Consider the following 18,255-nt stretch of genomic DNA (forward strand, 5'->3'; position numbering starts at 1 on the left):
CAGTATTAACATTAACACTCTATTTTTTGAGTGAAAATATGAACAAAAATACATATGAAAAGTTTGGCATTGAGGCGCGCTGGGTATTCACCGACGAATCCGGTCAGCAACTCAGCGCCAATATGTTTGAGCTGTTGAAAGCCATCGACAGTATGGGCAAGCTCACCGCTGCTGCTCAGCACTGTGGCTTATCCTATCGCCACGCCTGGAATCAATTGCAGCACTGGGAAGCGTTCTTTGGCGTCGCTCTTGTGCATTTACAAAAAGGTCGAGGGGCACAATTGAGCTCCTTCGGTGAGAAGTTGCTGTGGGCACAAAAGCGCATTGATGCCAAACTGGAACCCGAGTTGGAGAACATTACTTCAGAGATCAATCTGCACATAAGGGCACTCAATCCCGATAGCGCCGCACCTTTGAAGATCAACGCCAGCCACGGCTATGCCGTGGCCTTGTTAACGGAACACATTGAATCGCCTTCTCTGAAACTGACGTTTACCAGCGCCGAAGATGCCTTGCGTTCTTTATCAGCAGGTGAATGCGACTTGGCCGGTTTTCATGTGCCGGAGAGTGACAGCGACTTACAACGCATCGATGCTTTTGATCGTTATCTGAGCGATCGAAATTTCGGCTTGATTCGATTTATTCAGCGCCGTCAGGGCTTAATGGTGACAACCGACAATCCACTGGGTATTCGTCAGATCAGTGATCTGGCACGAGAGAATGTTCGCTTTGTAAATCGACAGCAAAGTTCGGGTACGCGTTTTCTGTTTGATCAGTTTCTTGAACGAGCGGGCATTAAAACCGAGCATATCAATGGTTACACCAGTGAAGAGTTCACTCATTCCGCTGTCGCGGCGCATATCGCGGCGGGGATGGCGGATGTAGGGTTTGGGGTGGAACAGGCTGCCCGGCAGTTCGGGCTGGATTTTTTGCCGTTGTGCAAAGAACAGTATTTATTTGCGTACCACAAAGAACGTATCGTCTCACAACGACTGGAATCTTTTATTCGGCAGTTACAATCGGCGAAGATTCAAAAGGCCATTAAAGCTCTGTCCGGGTATCAGCCTTTGCATTGTGGTGAGCGGGCTGAGTGCTCTGAATTGTGAGCATCGTGCCATCCATCATTCCATCTCGCCCACAAATACATAGCCCCGATTGCGAATTGTTTTGATCAGCTTTGGGTTCTTAGTGTCATGTTCCAGCTTTGAGCGTAGACGGGAAACGGTAATATCCACTTGCCGATTGCGGCCGTCATACTCAATGCCACGCAGGTTTTGAAGAATGAATTCCCGATCAATCACTTTGCCTGGATTTTTTAGAAACAGCGTTAGAATTTCAACTTCTGGGCCGCTTAAATTCACAAGGTCTTCGCCTTTCTGTACGGTTCGATGACGTAGATTGATGGTAATATCCCCGAAGGCGAAGCGATTCTGATCACTGTTCTCGGGTGTGCTCGTTGTATGACTGTCTCGCCTCAGTACTGAACGGGCTTTGGCCAACAACAATCTGGGCTCCACGGGTTTGGGTATATAATCATCTGCCCCCATTTCAAGTCCGGCAATCTGATCCATTAGGTCCGTGCGTGCGGTCAACATAATGATCTTGCCGCGAAATTTATCTCGCACCTGTCGACAGATCTCCACACCATCGATATCGGGCATCATTAAGTCGAGAATCAGTAAGTCGGGCTGCTCATTCAAGATTCGCTCTGGCGCTTGAACAGCATTGAGTTCCATGCCGCAATCAAACTCATACCGAGAGAAAAAATCGGCGATGAGTTGAGCAAGCCCTTCGTCGTCTTCGACGATCAGTAGTTTACTTTTTGCCATTGGGTTTCCACTCTACGCCCAGGGTAAACAGGTTTCTGTCATCGGCATTCGGACCGAGATGGCTACGATGCTCTCTTCGGAAGGAGGCCAACAGCTTCCAGCGCGAATTGAGTTTATAAGAACTTTCCAGGCCGAGGCGATAGAACTGCCTATCCGACTGTTGCTCATAATTGTAATCGATGTATCGACCAGACAGCCCGACATTCAGTCGGGCACTGTGGCGATAGTTAAGATTCAGTCCGCTGCTGATAGCACGGTAATTAAGATTTAACGTGCTGTCTTCGTATGGATAGACATAGCGATAGTCGATCTGGTCGACCGCTCGGGATTTCACCTTAATGCTCTTCATATGCGCAGACAGGCGTACTTTGGGTGACAATGGAAATGTCTGATGCAAAGTAATGGATTGGTATCGATTGGAATGGCCCGTGCTGTCTGGGCCGAGGTATTTCTGCTGCATTTTGTGGTAATTCGCACTGAAGCGGCCTACTGAAAAGAAGTGCTCCAGGCCCACATTAAAGCCGTTATAGGTAAGATGGCCGAGATTATCCCGATCAATTTTGCGAGTGTGGATCTTGCCAGACAAATAACTGTGTTCTCCGAACAGCCGACGCAGACCAGTGTTGAGTTGGTAGCTGCGATGATCATCCACACTGTCTTCGGAAAACGTTTTATTCGACAGTTTCAATGTGGTGTTCCAGTACAGAGGGCGTTCGCTGTCGGTCAACATATTGCGTTGCATGACGCCTTGAAAACTTACCTTGTGAAAATTGCTGGCGGTACTCACCGCGCAACTGCTGCCTTCACATTCAGCACGATCGGGGAAAAACAGTGAGTTGGTATCACTGCCGATGGGTAGGCCGTAGTTATCAAAGACAAAGACTTCCTGTGCACGGCCCACAAACAAATCATCCAAGACGGCAATACTGGTAAAGCCAAAGAGGCTGGGATCACTCCACAGCAAGGCGTTACTGTCGCGTCCGGTGTTGTAGGCCACTTTGGCGTAGAGCCGATCCTGCTTAAAGCGTTTGATGCAGCGATTTGAAATTGCGGTGACTCGTTCATCGACATTATCGGGCAATTCCACGGATTGTTTCAAAATTCTAATTTGACCCAAAGCGCGATCACAGGACCCCCTGAGCGCTAGAATTCGAGCCAATTCCAATCTGGCCCGGTGAGCGCTTGGATCGCCGCTGAGCATTAAAATCAACTGACGCTCAGCGGAGCTGAAATTGCCCTGAGCAATAGCATTCAAAGCGCTTTCCAGACGATCCTGAGCGCTGTCGGTAGCTCGGCTGATTGATGAGAGCAGCAGCAAGGAAAAGAATAAGAATCCTATTCCCGTTTTAAATATCATTTTCCATTTCCTCGTCGAGTAGTACCCCGCTTGGATCATCTACTAAGCTGCTCTCATCCAGAGAGTTTAGCCGCTCTTCCAGCTTCCCTTTAATACCAACGCCATACTGCTTGCCGTCTTTTCCTGGTTTCTTATTCCAGTAACCCCAGTCAATTTCTTCTTTATCGTTCTTGGGGCCCTTGTTGCTTTCAGTAGATTGGGGCTTCTTCTTTTGATTCTCTTTTTTATGATGGTTTTCGTTATGTTGTGGTTTGTCTTCATCCGAGCACCAGGCCGTAGGACTGATCATCAGCAATGTGGACAGAAGCATGATCAATAGACGTACCGTCATGACAGAGCCTCCGTCATGACCGATGTCCGTAACAATGGGAACTCAATTTCGAAGATAGCGCCTCCATAGCTCGCATTGCGTGCGGACACAGAACCGTCGTGTTGGGTCGTCACGCGTTTCACGATGGCCAGTCCAAAACCAAAGCCTATACCCGTTCCGCTCCCGCTGCGACTGCTGTCGCCTCGATAAAAGGGGTCGAACAGCTGCGGTAAAGAAACTTCGGACAGGCCTTGGCCGTCATCACAAAATCGGCAGATCAATTCGCTCTCGTTGAAATCCAGTTGTATCCAGAAGCGTTTTGAGCAGTGCCGTATACCGTTTTGGATGATGTTTTCAAAGCTGCGTTTGATCAGCGCACGATTGCCTTTGATGGTGTAACGACAGCCTGGCTGCGCTTTATACGCAAATTCGACGTTAGGACTGATCAGACGGTATTCCTCTATCAGTTCCTGACACAGCTCATCGATATCAATGCTCGCGAAGTTCTGTTTATCTTCAGCTTGTTCAAACGTCAGCAATTGCTCAATAAGGTGATTAATGCTGAACAGGTCTTCTTTTAAATCGTTGATCAGCTTTTCTTCCTTCGGCAACATTTCAGCCAGGGTGTCTACTCGAAAGTGAAGTTTGGAAATGGGCGTACGCAAGTCGTGGGATATGGCCCGAACGGTATAGGTTCGCTCTTGCAATAATGCCTGGACTCGATTCCCCAACCAACGAATTTTCTGAGTAATGTCGTCAATGGGATCATGGCTGTGTTGTTCCAGGTTTTCAAGGCCAAGTTTTTCTGAGCTGATGTCGTCAATACTGAGCTTCACGCGGGTTAAACGTGAGGTTAGCAGGCTAACAATGAGTAATACACAGGCTGTGATCAGCAGAAAGGAAAATGCAAAAGTCACCAGAATAATTTCGATTGGGTAGGGCTCAAACAAAGGGATAGGGCCCAGCACCAAAATATGCCCACTGTTTCCCCAAGGGGCGTAGGCGTAAATCTGATCACCTTTGTCATACACTTTTTTCCATTCGACAACTATTTCGCCGTTTCTTAATCGTTCCAATTGTTTGTCGTTCAGGCGGTCCTTTACTTTCAGGGAGCGATAAACCGGATAGGGTGCAGAAGAGCGAATACGATCAAAAATGGCCTGCCTTTGTGAGCTGGGGTGGACACCCAATTCATTGAGAATCAAAAAAGCCGTTGCACTGATTACCGATTCATTCAAACCATTCAGCTTGAGATCAATGTGCCGGCCATGATCAATTGGGGTGGTCAGAACAAACTCGCCACGAGGATTGGTGCTCACAGCGATGGAGTCTCTTCCTGACTGGGATTCGATATCCAGTTCGATTTGCATAATGCCCGAGACAATTTCAAGCCATTGTTCCAGATGTTCCGCTTTCTGCCGCTCTACACCCAATCGCAATAAGGTGGCGGTTGGTGTGAGCTGGCTGCGCAAGTGGGCGCTGTAGCGGGCGTGATTGGTATATTCGAGAAACGCGAAGGTGAGACCAGCCACAACGCATATGCTGATAACAATCGATAGCATGATGTTGAAAAACAAACGTCGCAAAACGGCGGTCTCAAATGGGTCAAAATACAGCCTTATAGTTTATCACTTTCCGCAAACTTGGCGAGAAAATACGATCAAATGCGCGCTATGTATCTGAATGTATCCAGGTGTAACGCGAGCATCGGTATTTGGAAACAACTGCAAACATTTTATTGTTTTACCTGATAAGGGATGTTGGCTTAAATAGCAGGCCATGAAGCTGGGCGATGCCCTGGGTCGAACAGCAGAATATGATTAAGGTAGCCAACATGAGCGAAGCATCTCATCCATTCGGCAGCGTCGTCATGCCGGCAGAGCTGAAGGCCTTGTACCAGCAATTGGATGGCATATTCGGTATTCCAAAAACCGCGTTGAATGCTCAGGAGCAGGCCAGGGAAAAGCAAATCTCTGAATCGATTGAAAAGATTATGGAAGCCTCCAAAAAAGGGGAGCTTAGTTTGCATCAGGAGCGGGAACTGAGCAAACAGTACGACGCACTGGATAAGCTGTATGGGGTTCGATCCTATGAAAGTTTAAATGCCAGTGAGAAAAAACAAGTTAACGACATTTACCAGAAAATCGAAGCCTATTATGAACAGCATCCTGAGGCCCGGTTTGATGACAGTATCAGCTTCGATACTTTGGATCTGACATCGCTCAGTAACGACATGGACACGATAACCAGCTTTGATTTCCCCGCAGAATTAGCTGGATAACCCTTCCCAGTTTTGCCTGCACCATTACGGGTGTGCCTGTGCGCACCCTTTTTTTTGAGACGGCGTATGGAACCACGCAGCTTAGTTAGAACCGCATACGATGGCCTGAAGAAAAGCTTGGTCTACGTTTTTCTGTTCAGCTTTTGTGTCAATTTGCTGTTGTTGGTGCCACCAATATACATGCTGCAGTTATACAGCCAGGTGATCAGCACGAACAATCTGGATGCTTTGCTGGCCTTTACTGCGGTGGCCTTGTCATTAATGCTGTGCATGGCGTTTTTCGATTGGGTGCGTTCACAAATGCTGATTCGCTTGGGGAATCACTTTGAAGATGGCTTGCTCGAAAGTCTCTATCGTTGCAATGTTTCCCAGAAAGCCGATTCGATCGAAGCTGACAATAGGGTTAATGGCATCTCTGAGCTGGAATCCATTAAACGTTTCATCACCGGCCCCAATATCACGGCGTTTTTTGATGTGCCCTGGATTCCAGTGTTCCTCATCGCGCTGTTTGCGTTTCACTTTTTCATTGGTTTGTTTGCGTTGACATGCGTACTCCTGCTGCTTGTCATTGCGTTTGCCAACGAATACCTGAGTCGTTCGGTTCAGCTTCATGACAGTGAGTCGAGTCGGCTATTGCAATCGAATTTGCGTAATTCTGACGCCGCTTTGGCCATGGGAATGTTGCCCGCTTTGGCAAGGCGTTGGAAGGAAACACGACGCTCACAATCATTGAAGACGGCCGAGCTGGATATTTACACATCCAGCTTTTCCATCGCATCGAAACACCTGCGTCTTATTGCGCAATTGGCGATTTTGGGTTTAGGTGCGTATTTGCTGATACAACAGGAACTGACCTTGGGCTTGATGATTGTAAGTTCGATACTACTGGGGCGTAGTCTGGCGCCCATCGAACAGGTGGTTCGCTCCTGGAGCACCTTTGTTCAGGTCAGGCGCAACTTTCGTTTGCTGGATCGGGCTTTGCAACGCAATCCCGAGCGCACGAATGCTGATGGTTCGCTAGCGAATGATTTGCCTTATACGATGGGTAATATCTATGCTCGTGATGTTGCAATCGCTGCGCCAGGCTCAGAGCTGATGACGTTGCGCAATGTTCACTTCCAGTTGACGCCAGGTACCGTGACGGCAATCATTGGGGAAAGTGGTGTTGGAAAATCGAGTCTGCTTAAATCCATTGTTGGTATTTGGCCTGTGCGAGAAGGTCGCTTGCGTCTCGATCACATGGAAATGTCGAGCTGTGATGAAGTGCTCAGGCAAAACTTGATCGGCTATCTTCCTCAGGATGTACAATTGTTTGATGGCAGTATTGCCGAAAACATCGCGCGCTTTTCTACGCCAGAACCGGCGAAAGTGATTAAAGCTGCCCGAGAGGCAGGTTTGCACAGTTTGATTCTGCGTTTACCGCGTGGTTATGAAACGCCTATCGGCGCGGAAGGCATGCCCTTGTCGGGCGGACAAAAGCAACGCATTGCTCTGGCTCGTGCGCTATACCACGAACCACAAATTGTTGTGTTGGATGAACCCAATGCAAACCTCGATCGCTTTGGTGAACAATGTCTGCATCGAGCGATCAAGAATTTGAAAGAAAAGGGGAAAATCGTTGTCCTTGCCACGCATCGACAGTCCATTTTACGCCACGTTGATCAGCTGTTAACGATCAGTGACGGACAGATTAAAGCGTCGATAGCCGATGAGCGACCGAGAATGGAAGAATGCGCTTCGGAGTGGGAACATGCCTAGGGACTACTGGCTGAACTCAAGCCGTTATCTCCAAACTCTCGGTCTTTCGCTGCTCGCGTTGATGTTGTCAGTGTTCGGCGTAGGATTCGCATTTTCATTGTTGTCTTCTGCGCATCATCCCGTTTTAAGCGAGGTTTCGATGGCTGAGCAACACCGACCAGCAGGCCCTTCGCCTCTCCTGAATTATCAAACACAGATTGCAAAATCTCACGGTGGTGTGTTTACAGCAATTTTGGTCGACAATGATCAATACGTTGCTATGCGCCGTATGCGAATAGAGGCTCGGAATAACGACTTTCGGTTAGTGCTTCAAGAGAAACCCGCGCACCTCATCGCTCGGTAAGGAATTTACCCGTCCAGATACGCTGCAATAGTCTTCAGGCACAGAGCAATCAAATCCGCTTGCATATCATCCGCCGTTGGATTGCCTTCGCGGGTATGGACCCAGCCAAGGTAGGTCAAACTGCGAGCGGCCATAAACAAGGGCAGTTGCGCCAGAGATTCATCGCTTAGAGAGCGATACTCCCGATAGCCTTCGATTAGGGATTGCTTCGCCAACGTATAGTGCTTATCGCCTTGAATAAAGTATAGGGCGGTTGCCAGTTCAAAGAGATACCAGGAAAAACCGGCATCATCAAAATCAATTAATTGCAGTTGCTCGCCATGCAGCAGGGCATTTTCAGGCACAAAATCGGCATGGATCATGCCGTAGTGCTCGGGGTGTTTATCCAGTTTCTCCAACTCGCCGGCAATGGTGTCCCTGGCTCGAATTATTTTGCGGCGTTCTTCGTCTGTCAGACGTTTCAGTTCCCAGAAGCGGCCCCAAAAAGGTTGCTCTCCGACCAGCCCGGCCTTGTCCCAATGGTGTCGCTTGAATTTGGCGGGCGGTGTCCACTGAGCAGAATGATTGTGCAGTTGCGCCGCCAATTGACCCAGGCGGGAGTAACAAAAATGAACCCGCTTGGGGTCATCTTCCAAACGTTCTTCAATACTGCCGATCTGCTCACCGTCGACCCACGCTAGCAAATCAACTTGACGAGCTTCAGGGAGGGCAGAAGAATCCAACATGGCGAAATATTCTCCGCTTTTGGTGGGAATGACGTTCGGTACCGATATGCCCGCTTCGGCCAGTGCCCTCATCCACTGCAGCTCGGACCGCAGTGCTTCATTGCAATGATAATGAGCTCTGTGGATGCGAAGTGCAAAACGTTCGCCGGTATTGCATTGCAGTGCGAAGACAGCATTTTCTCGATGCTTGATCAGGTTTAGCTTACCTTCCAATTCCCAAAAGCCGAGTGCTTCTTGGGCGGCGACAAACAGGCCTTCCTCGGTGGTGTTGACGGCTCTCTCTTCAGCAGCGTTCATAGCACGCCCTCCTTAGAAACCTCGTGTAAGACCTGATCGAGTTCTCTCAGCAAAAGATCAGCGTGTTCTCGAGAAAAACAAATTGGGGGGCGCATTTTTAGAATGTTGCCGTATACACCGATTTTACTAATTAAAACACCGCGTTCCTTCATACGGTTGACGATATGCGCAGCGGCAATTGGTGCAGGGGTTTTGCATTGACGATCTTTCACCAGCTCAACAGCAAAAAATAAACCGCTGCCGCGTACATCGCCAACAAGTTCATAACGTTCGGCGAAGTGCTGTAGGTTTTGTTTGATGTAGCTTCCGACATCACGGCAGTTATCCAATAACTTTTCTTGTTCAATCACTTCTAATACGGCTTTGCCCACTGCGCAGGAAACAGGGTTGCCTGCAAAAGTATTGAAGTACATAACCTGTGACCGGAATGCTTTTCCAAGTGCCTGGCTACACACCAGACCGGCTAATGGATGACCGTTACCCATAGGTTTTCCCAATACAACAATATCGGGAACTACATTGATATGCTGGTAGGCCCACATGTCGCCTGTGCGTCCAAAGCCTGCTTGAACTTCATCGAAAATTAACAGGCCACCGGCGTCACGCACGAGTTTGGCAAGACGCGCCATATAGTTTGCAGGAACATTGGGTAAGCCTTCATTGGCGAAAATCGGGCAGACTAGTAAGCCCGCAAAACCAATGTCCGAATTCTGAAACTCAGCAATCGCTTCTTCGACCTGTTGAAGATAGGCGCGAGCCAAAGCTTCGCCGCTCAGCCCGTTCAGGGAGCGATAGCTGTCAGGAAAGTCAACGGCTTTCACATTAGGGCCTTTGGCTTTGCCATCATTGAACAAGGTGGCCAGTTCATCAACGGCGGCCGTATTGCCATGGTACGTAGCGTTGCTGCAGATGATGCCCATATTGCCGGTATGCTGACGGGTCATACGCAGAGCCAACTCATTTGCTTCACTGCCGGAACAGGTGGGAAACAGCATGGACAAACTGGGATCGAAGCTTGCAGTCAGTTGCTCGCCATACTCAACCAACGCTGGATGTAGATAGCGGCTGTGAACGTTAATTTGACTGGCCTGTCGGTGCAGAGCCTCTACAACATGAGGGTGACAGTGACCGACATTGGGTACATTGTTATAGACATCCAGATAGCGTTTGCCTTGAGCATCATGTAGCCACACGCCTTCGCCTTTGATCAGGGTGAGCGGTTCATCGTAAAACAGGGGGGCATGTTCACCGATCAGGTGATTGCGTCGTTGCAAAAGACGGTTGCTCATGTTGCGCTCCGTTGTGGCCACAGCTTAGGGTTAATGGTGGAGCTATGGTAAGTAGAAGTGCGAGCAATCAGCATCCACCGAATGGTGGAGTGCTCGATATTATGGTTTTCAAACAGACTTAGCGCAGATCGGAGATGACCTTAGCCAGTAATTCTGCACGCGAACCGACCGACATTTTTTGAAAGATATGCAGCAGGTGGGTTTTGATGGTCGCCAGTCCCAGGTTTAAATCCTTGGCAAGCTGCTTGTTGCTCGCGCCCGCGATAATGTGTTCCAGGACATCCAGCTCTCTTGGGGTTAACTGATATTTGTTCCCTAAAGATTGGCGTTCTTCAACGCGCTTGGGCATGTACACGCTGTTAAGGGTGTATTCCAAAAAAGGCTGTATTTTTCGCAGCATACCTAATTCATTTTCTGAATATTGGCCGAGAGATTCATGGCGTAATAAGGTGATGACGGCCACAACCATGCCTTCGTAGCGAAAGAACATATCGGCCACATAGCGATGCCCGTGCGGCAACATAAAGTCCTGATAGTAAATGGTTTGCCGGAGAAGAGAGAAAGGCATTTGCTCGTCAATAGTCGCGACTTTCTCTTCGCGATGATGAAATTTTCGAGCGTCCAGAGGATCAAGATTACTGAACTCTTCATGATAACGGCGCTCGACTCCGGGCGACATATTGGATAGCACGACACCACGATGGCGCATATCCGGGTCCAAGAGATAAAAAGCAGCCGAGCTGATTGGCAAAAGATCTTCCAGCAGCTTGAGTGCTTGCGTTTGAAACTGCTGAGGAAAATCACTAGGGGGAGATTTTATCGACATAGTAGAAACCGCTGTTGAATAGCCAAACTACCACAAGATTTTTGCTGACATCAAGGCATTATCGGCTATCCACCATTTGGTGGATAGGGTGTTATGGCAGCTCTACCTATACTGCCTGGAAACCTTTGCCGAGCAGGCTTATGACCATAAACTACCTTCTGAATTCTTCACTCGATTTCAATCCCGACCGTCGTGCCAGTCGTTATGCCGCTATTTATTTTGGTGTACTGGGGCCGGCTGTCTTCATTGTACAGCCGGGCTTTGTGCAGAGCTTGGTGAGCGAGATGAACTTCAGTGAGGCCCAGGCGGGCTATGTGGCGTCGGCGGAAATGTGGGGCATTGCTGTCGCTACTTTGCTGCTGACCATCGGTGCTCGCTATGTCAATTGGCAGCGGGTGCTGTTCTTTTCCGTTCTCGTTACGGCTTTAGGAAATGGTGTGTCGGTGATGCCGGAGGGGCCCGCCAGTTTTGCCGGGGTTCGTTTTATAACGGGTTTGGGTTCCGGCACCATGATTTCCCTGAGTTTCACCGCTATTGGGTTGAGTCGAGATTCGGATCGGAATTTCGGGTTTATGATTATGTGGATCCTGATCTATGGCGCCATTGGTTTCGCCTGTATGCCTGCGATCGTAAACATATTTGGGCTTGATGCTTTGTTGTTGTTTTGGGCCGCCTTTAATCTAAGCGGCTTGGCTGTGCTGCGTTTTATGCCAGCGCAGCCAGCGGACACACAGCAGAATCCAATCAAAACCACAGGTCTGGCCTGGTATGCGATCAGTGCCTTGTTTTTCTATTTCCTGGCGCAAGGTGTGGTGTGGGCCTATTTATTTTTGATTGGTGTGAATGGGGGGCTGGGCGAAGAGACGGTTGCCTGGGGCTTAACGATATCTCAATTGCTGGGTATTACGGGTGCGGTCTGCGCGGCGACCTTGGCCAACCGTTATGGTCGTTTGATGCCTCTGCAAGTGGGAATTCTCTCAAGTATCGTGGCCTTGTTGATGCTATTGGGCGATCTCAGTGCCAGTTTGTTTGCCATTTCGGTTTGCTTGTTTAATTTTGCCTGGAATAAAACTCATCCCTTTATGTTGGCCTTACTGGCGGATTTCGACAATGAAGGGCGTGCGGTACAGCTGGGTGTGGCAGCGCAAATGTTGGGCTTGGCTCTGGCCCCGGCGTTGGCAGCGATTCTGCTGGAAGGTGCGGACTACGCCATGGTGATTTGGCTCGGAATCATTTTATTTGGTCTTTCGGGTTTGTTTATTTTGCCTCCTTTACTGCGGAAGTCTGTGGCGACTGATGCTCAAACCCCGTTAGAGCGGTGAGAGCCTTGCGCTGATTACGGGAATAGACGCATAGAGATTCCCATAGGCCACTGATTTTTAACAACTATTCTGGTTGTACTGCCCCTGGCATCCTGAAAAAAGGACCAGAATACGCCACCTTGTATAAGGAGATTTCCCTTTCATAGGGCTCCTTCCGAGAGCTCGATTCCCGACTGAAATAAGCCCCTATTTACGCTTCAGGTTGTTAACTTGTTGAAAAATCGTGTTGACAACGTTGTCTCGTGATCTTACTCTTGGCTCAAATAAAAACGAAACATTCGAATTAGCAGGGTAAATCTGTGCAGCGAAACCAGAGTTCTTCTTTCTACCTTGGTGTGGATGGCGGTGGCAGCAAATGCAAAGCGGTGGTCGTCAACCATAATCTGGAAATTTTAGGTTCAGCCATTGCTGGGCCGGCGAATCCCTGTGTAGATTACCAGCTGGCCATCGATTCGATTACGGAATCGTGTGGCCGTGCCTTGGCTGAGGCCGGATTGTCCAAAGAGCAGCATCGTATTGAATTGGGTTTGGCTCTGGCCGGGGTCAACTTTGATCATGTTTTCCAAAGAGTGAATGAGTGGTCGCACCCGTTCCATTCCATGCGTCTTATTACAGATTGGCACGCGGCCTGTTTGGGTGCTCATGAAGGGCGGGATGGCGCGGTGATTATTGTGGGCACTGGTTCCTGCGGTTATGTTTGCGTGAATGGCCAAAGCAAAAGTTTTGGTGGCCACGGTTTTCCCGTAGGCGATAAAGGCAGTGGCGCCTGGTTGGGATTACAGGCTATGAAGGCCGCGCTGCTGGCGAAAGATGGCATGGGGCCGCCAACGCTGATGAAGGAATTGCTGTGTACGAGTTTGTCCTGTAAACCGGAAGATCTCGCGATTCGAATGGTTGGTGCCAGTTCGGCGCAATATGCCCAGTTGGCGAAAACGGTTTTTGCTGCGAACAAACAAGGTGATGTGCAAGCTGCGGGTATTCTGAATGAAGCGATCGATTACATTGAGGCCATGGCCCACTCGATATTAGAATATGGTCCACCACGGCTTTCACTGGTGGGTGGCATTGCTCCATTTCTGATGCCGCTCTTGAATCATCGATTGAGAGAACATATTTCGCGGCCCTTGGCGAATCCGGAAATGGGCGCGGTTTACTCATTGCTGAAAAACACTAAGACGTAAACGCTTATTTCTGAAAGCAGGATATTCGGAAACAAAATAATAATAACGAGGACATTATGCATTTAAGCATGCTCGACTGGTCAATCGTCATCGCCGTACTGGGGACTACCTTATTTATTGGTCTCTGGGTGAGTAAACGATCGTCTGCAGACAGTAATTCGTTCTTTCTGGCAAGCCGGAATATGCCCTGGTGGTTATTGGGTGGTTCAATGGTTGCGACAACCTTTGCCACAGACACGCCCAATCTGGTGACTAATATTGTCCGAAGTAACGGTGTGGGTGGAAACTGGATTTGGTGGTCAATGTTGATTACTGGAATGTTGACAACTTTTGTCTATGCACGCTTGTGGCGTCGCTTGGGTGTTGCCACAGATCTGGAGTTCTATGAGTTCCGTTACAGTGGCAAAATGGCCGGTTTTCTTCGTGGGTTTCGCGCTATATATCTCGGTGTTTTCTTCAATATTATGATTATGGCCGGAGTCACTCTGGCGGCGGTAAAGATTGGTGCAGTGTTGTTTGGCAGTGAACCCAAACAGCTTGTTTTGATTGCAGGAATCATCACGGTGATTTTCAGTGCTGTGGGCGGTTTTCTAGGCGTCATCCTCACCGATATAATCTTGTTCGTGATTGCGATGGTGGGGTCAGTGGCGGTGGCCTATTACTCTGTCAACCATCCCGAAGTTGGTGGTCTGTCGGCATTGATTGAGCATGATAATGTAAAAGACAAATTATCGTTTCTCCCCAGCTTTGATGACCCTCAACAGTTCATTCCATTGTTGATTATTCCTTTGTTCGTGCAGTGGTGGAGTGTGTGGTATCCCGGTTCAGAACCTGGTGGCGGTGGTTATGTTGCCCAACGCATGCTCGCGGCGAAAAACGAGAAACACGCTATTGGTGCCTCGGCATTCTTTAATTTTTGCCACTACGCGCTAAGACCCTGGCCGTGGATTCTCGTGGCATTGGCCTCGCTGGTGGTGTTCCCTGATTTATCTTCATTGGAAAAGGCCTTGCCGAATGTTCCAAAACATTTGATTCAGGATGATTTGGCTTACTCTGCGATGCTTACTTTCTTGCCGGCGGGGGTTTTAGGAATCGTTGTGGCCTCACTGGTGTCCGCTTATGTATCGACTATTTCAACCAGCTTGAATTGGGGGGCGTCGTATATTGTGAACGATGTGTACGCTCGCTTTGTTCATCCAGAGGCCAGCGAGAAGAAAAAGGTTCTGGTCGGTCGATTGTCCACGGTTCTGTTGATGTTGGTGGCGTGCAGCATTGCGCTCCTGCTCGAAAGTGCGCTGCAGGCCTTTCGACTTTTACTGACCATCGGTGCGGGTACCGGTTTGCTGTTTTTACTTCGCTGGTTCTGGATGCGCATCAATGCCTGGAGCGAAATCACCGCGATGGTCGCGTCGTTCGTGATCAGTTTGGCTATTGAGTTCGGACCGTTTGATCATATTGTGGAATGGCAAAAGCTGGTGTACAGCATTGCCCTGACAACCGCTTGCTGGATCGCGGTGACCTTGCTCAGCAAGGGCGAAAAATCTGAAAAAATTAACGAATTCAAACAAACGGTTGATTTGAAAGACGGCGAGATCAGAAAAGGAATGTGGGCCGCCCTGTTTGGAACCGTGTTTGTTTACAGCGCCTTGTTTTCCACGGGCGCTTGGTTGTTTGATCGCGAATGGTTGGCACTGAGTTTGGCAGTCCTCGGACTGCTAACGTTGACCCTCGCGTACAAAAAAGCATTACCCAAGGAATACAGCGCCGCATAAGGCGCTTGGTTTTTAGAAGGATTTGAAATTCAGTTTGCTTTTTCTTGACAACGTTGTATTTGCTGGATAGTTTAGACAACGTTGTCAGCAGGTAGTACTTTTGGCTAAATCAAATCATTACAATAAAGAGTATGAGGATTAAGTATGTCACCTAAACTTAGGAGAGCCATTCAGGCAATAAACAGGGCCTCAAGTCGATGCGGTTATTTGGCAGCGGCCGTTGCATTGGGCGGTATGTCTACGGCCCCGGCACTCGCCCAAAACGACGCGACGGAGTTAGAAGAAATCGTCGTGACAGGTATTCGACGCAGCCTGCAGGACAGCATGGATGTAAAGCGTTTTTCTTCTGCCGTTGTCGATGCGGTTAGTGCTGAAGACGTCGGCAAATTTCCCGATAAGAACGTGGCTGAGTCACTGGCTCGAATTCCGGGTGTTACCATCTCCCGGACTTTCGGTGAAGGGCAGGGCGTGACGATTCGCGGATTGGGTGCTGGCCGAAATCTGACTCTGGTTAATGGCCAGGCTGTGGGAACCTCACAGTGGTTTATTCTCGCCGACGCGACGCGCAACTTTAACTATGAGTTGCTGGCATCAGAAATGCTTGCTGGCGTGGAAGTGTATAAGTCTGCCCAAGCTGATATTGATGAAGGTGGCTTGGGGGGTACGGTAAACCTGAAGACCCGCCGACCATTGGATATGGAATCCGGTCAAGGCAGCGTTTCCATTGAAGCTCAGTATGGTGATTTGGCCGAAGAAACCGACCCTTCCATCTCGGGCCTGTATTCCTGGAAGAACGAAGATGAAACTTTCGGTGCTTCGATTGTTGTGTCTCGCCAGGAGCGCACGGTCCGACGTGAAGCAACGGAAATGTTTATTCCTGCCTACTTTACTCAGTTCGATCGGGACTGGAACGCGGCAACCAACCCCGACACACCTTTTAACCCACCATCGGGTGCGACCGAACAAGGGCTGCTGCCTTGGGGGATTGGTTCCGCGTTGTTTACCCAGGAGCGCGAGCGCACAGGTGTCGACCTGAATCTGCAGTGGAAGCCGAATGACAATCTGAGCCTAGGGCTGCATTATCTGAATTCTGAACTGAAGGCCGATAACATTAACTCCAACTTTATTGGGATTCCGTTCCGCGGCATTTTCGCGGCGAACAATCCTTCTGAAGGTGTGGTTGAAAACGGTATTGTCACTGAACTGCATGTTGACGGTGGCGATCCTGCGGTGTGGGCAAATCACATTGCTTACGACACGATCTATCGTCCCGGTTCAAAAATGGATACCGAGGTAATCGATCTGGATTTGGAATTCAGCGGTGAAAACTTCACCATTGAAGGTCGATTGGGTACTACAACGGGTGAGGGGACGAATAATGACTTCTTCACAGAATTCTTTGCCAGTTCTCAAGATCCACGTGCCAACTTTGATTTCTATAACCCTGGAGGACAGGCGCCTAGAATTGACTACAGTCGCAGTCCTTGGCTTGCTTCTCCAACGGATGAAATGTCACTGACGAATGTGTTTGATCGTCAAACTCGATCAGAAGACACGGAAGACTATGCCCAACTTGATGTCAGTTTCGATGTGGAGTTTGGTGCGGTCAATGAAATCAAGTTGGGCAGCAAGTTTCGGGATCGAAGCTTTCAACAGACCCGTTTCAGTGACGACATTCAAAACGCCGTTATTGGCACCGAAGCACTGGGTTATGCCGGAAATCTGAGCAATGGCACCATCACTGTGTCGCATGACGAGACGACGATGGGCAGCGTAACAGTGTTCAATCCAGATCTGGCTGGAATGCGGGCGGCATTCTTCAACTTGCCAATTTGTGATTCAAGCGGTGAACTCTGTAGAACAGGAAGTCAGATCAGGAACGAGTCCTCTTATACGATTGATGAAGATATCACGGCATTCTACGCAATGGCGAAATTTGAAACCGACAATTTAAGGGGTAATGTTGGGGTTCGCTATGTGGAAACAGATACGGATTCAAAAGGCTGGGATTTCAATAACAACCGCCCTATCTCCGAGAGCGGAAGTTACGACAATGTATTGCCGAGTATCAACATTGTTTACGACCTAAGTGAAGATGTGGTGATGCGATTTGCCGCCGGTAAGTCGATTGCTCGTCCAGCACCATTTGCTCTGTCTTATGCGGTGAATTTGACGGTTGAAACAAGTTCAGGAACCGCAGGAAATCCGAACCTGAGACCTGAGGAGTCCAATCAATACGAATTGGGACTTGAATGGTACATAGGTAACGCCTCTATGTTGAGCGCAACCTATTTTAAAAAGGACATTCAGAACTTTGTTTACAGCTTAACCAAAAAAGCGGTGATCAATGGTCAGGAAATCAATCGACTGAGTACCTTTGAGAATGGTGGCCAGGCCGAAATTGAAGGTTTGGAACTTACGGCGCAGTATGCCTTTGATAATGGTTTGGGTTTTGCGGCGAGCTACACCTATTCGGATGTGGGTGATGGTGTGGTACAGGACATCGAAGATGGTGCCTTGGTGAATCGAAGCATTCCCTTTCCAGACGCTTCAAAAGATGTGTTGAGTGGTACGGTTTACTACGAGCAGGATAAGTTCAGCGCACGTTTAAACTACAGCTATCGCTCTGAGTTTTTCAAGACTGCTCAGGAATCTGGAAAACTGTTCGGTGACGAGCAGAGCCAATGGGATGCTCAGCTGAACTACTTTGTAAACGATGACTTCACCATTCGCGCAGAGTTCTTGAACATCACCGACGAAACCATCGATGATTTCTACTCATCTGCAGGTGGTCACAATGTGAAAGCTACCCAGCTGTATAACGGGCGCCGTTTTATTCTGGGGGCTAACTATAAGTTTTGATCTCCCAGCCCCTCTATAGTGACTGAGATTTGGCCCTGCTTTGCAGGGCTTTTTTTGTCTGAAGATGTATGCTGAACGCTTGGGAAAAGGTGTGTGGAGCAAG

Annotated in this window: 15 protein-coding genes; 8 read left to right on the forward strand and 7 right to left on the reverse strand. The window is 48.9% G+C overall.

The window, feature by feature from the left end:
- Positions 1-38: 38 nt before the first annotated feature.
- Complete coding sequence (locus ABWW03_RS04815) at positions 39-1,106, forward strand: substrate-binding domain-containing protein (protein WP_353406712.1); 1,068 nt, start codon at positions 39-41, stop codon at positions 1,104-1,106.
- Positions 1,107-1,121: 15 nt separating this feature from the next.
- On the opposite strand, the gene ABWW03_RS04820 is transcribed toward ABWW03_RS04815, so the two are convergent.
- Genes ABWW03_RS04820 through ABWW03_RS04835 form a run of 4 tightly spaced genes read right to left on the reverse strand, consistent with a single transcriptional unit; the run spans position 1,122 to position 5,028 of the window.
- Positions 1,122-1,829, reverse strand: coding sequence for a response regulator transcription factor (locus tag ABWW03_RS04820; RefSeq protein ID WP_353406713.1), 708 nt, complete (start codon positions 1,827-1,829; stop codon positions 1,122-1,124).
- Positions 1,816-3,186 (reverse strand): hypothetical protein, encoded by a 1,371-nt coding sequence (locus ABWW03_RS04825; RefSeq protein WP_353406714.1) that lies wholly within the window; start codon positions 3,184-3,186, stop codon positions 1,816-1,818. Before ABWW03_RS04825 ends, ABWW03_RS04820 begins: the two co-directional genes overlap by 14 nt.
- Complete coding sequence (locus tag ABWW03_RS04830) at positions 3,176-3,517, reverse strand: hypothetical protein (RefSeq protein ID WP_353406715.1); 342 nt, start codon at positions 3,515-3,517, stop codon at positions 3,176-3,178. The genes ABWW03_RS04825 and ABWW03_RS04830 overlap by 11 nt, the downstream gene beginning before the upstream one ends.
- A complete protein-coding gene (locus ABWW03_RS04835; protein ID WP_353406716.1) occupies positions 3,514-5,028 on the reverse strand; it encodes a sensor histidine kinase in 1,515 nt (504 codons plus the stop codon). Before ABWW03_RS04835 ends, ABWW03_RS04830 begins: the two co-directional genes overlap by 4 nt.
- Positions 5,029-5,330: 302 nt before the next feature.
- Here ABWW03_RS04835 and ABWW03_RS04840 point away from each other — a divergent pair, with 302 nt between their 5' ends.
- The 3 genes from ABWW03_RS04840 (at position 5,331) to ABWW03_RS04850 (ending at position 7,878) form a co-directional block, all read left to right on the forward strand.
- Positions 5,331-5,777, forward strand: a complete 447-nt coding sequence (locus ABWW03_RS04840) for a hypothetical protein (protein WP_353406717.1) — start codon at positions 5,331-5,333, stop codon at positions 5,775-5,777.
- Positions 5,778-5,843: 66 nt separating this feature from the next.
- A complete protein-coding gene (locus tag ABWW03_RS04845) occupies positions 5,844-7,535 on the forward strand; it encodes a type I secretion system permease/ATPase (RefSeq protein WP_353406718.1) in 1,692 nt (563 codons plus the stop codon).
- Positions 7,528-7,878, forward strand: a complete 351-nt coding sequence (locus ABWW03_RS04850; RefSeq protein WP_353406719.1) for a hypothetical protein — start codon at positions 7,528-7,530, stop codon at positions 7,876-7,878. Before ABWW03_RS04845 ends, ABWW03_RS04850 begins: the two co-directional genes overlap by 8 nt.
- Positions 7,879-7,883: 5 nt before the next feature.
- Here the strand turns inward: ABWW03_RS04850 and ABWW03_RS04855 are convergent, their stop codons facing one another.
- The 3 genes from ABWW03_RS04855 to ABWW03_RS04865 all read right to left on the reverse strand — a co-directional run bounded on the left by ABWW03_RS04855 (position 7,884) and on the right by ABWW03_RS04865 (position 11,015).
- Positions 7,884-8,900: a phosphotransferase enzyme family protein gene (locus ABWW03_RS04855; RefSeq protein WP_353406720.1), complete on the reverse strand. Its 1,017-nt coding sequence runs from the start codon at positions 8,898-8,900 to the stop codon at positions 7,884-7,886.
- Entirely contained in the window at positions 8,897-10,189 is a 1,293-nt protein-coding gene (locus ABWW03_RS04860; protein WP_353406721.1) for an aspartate aminotransferase family protein, read from the reverse strand. The genes ABWW03_RS04855 and ABWW03_RS04860 overlap by 4 nt, the downstream gene beginning before the upstream one ends.
- 118 nt (positions 10,190-10,307) lie before the next feature.
- Positions 10,308-11,015 (reverse strand): response regulator transcription factor, encoded by a 708-nt coding sequence (locus tag ABWW03_RS04865; RefSeq protein ID WP_353406722.1) that lies wholly within the window; start codon positions 11,013-11,015, stop codon positions 10,308-10,310.
- 140 nt (positions 11,016-11,155) lie between these two features.
- Here ABWW03_RS04865 and ABWW03_RS04870 point away from each other — a divergent pair, with 140 nt between their 5' ends.
- The 4 genes from ABWW03_RS04870 (at position 11,156) to ABWW03_RS04885 (ending at position 18,152) form a co-directional block, all read left to right on the forward strand.
- Positions 11,156-12,337 (forward strand): MFS transporter, encoded by a 1,182-nt coding sequence (locus ABWW03_RS04870; protein WP_353406723.1) that lies wholly within the window; start codon positions 11,156-11,158, stop codon positions 12,335-12,337.
- Between the two features lie 299 nt (positions 12,338-12,636).
- Positions 12,637-13,518, forward strand: coding sequence for a BadF/BadG/BcrA/BcrD ATPase family protein (locus tag ABWW03_RS04875; RefSeq protein WP_353406724.1), 882 nt, complete (start codon positions 12,637-12,639; stop codon positions 13,516-13,518).
- A gap of 56 nt (positions 13,519-13,574) precedes the next feature.
- Positions 13,575-15,290 (forward strand): sodium:solute symporter family protein, encoded by a 1,716-nt coding sequence (locus tag ABWW03_RS04880; protein ID WP_353406725.1) that lies wholly within the window; start codon positions 13,575-13,577, stop codon positions 15,288-15,290.
- Between the two features lie 234 nt (positions 15,291-15,524).
- Positions 15,525-18,152 (forward strand): TonB-dependent receptor, encoded by a 2,628-nt coding sequence (locus ABWW03_RS04885; RefSeq protein WP_353406726.1) that lies wholly within the window; start codon positions 15,525-15,527, stop codon positions 18,150-18,152.
- Positions 18,153-18,255: the final 103 nt, after the last annotated feature.

This window comes from Pseudoteredinibacter isoporae (assembly GCF_040372805.1).
In the GTDB taxonomy this organism is placed as follows: Bacteria; Pseudomonadota; Gammaproteobacteria; order Pseudomonadales; family Cellvibrionaceae; genus Pseudoteredinibacter; species Pseudoteredinibacter isoporae_A.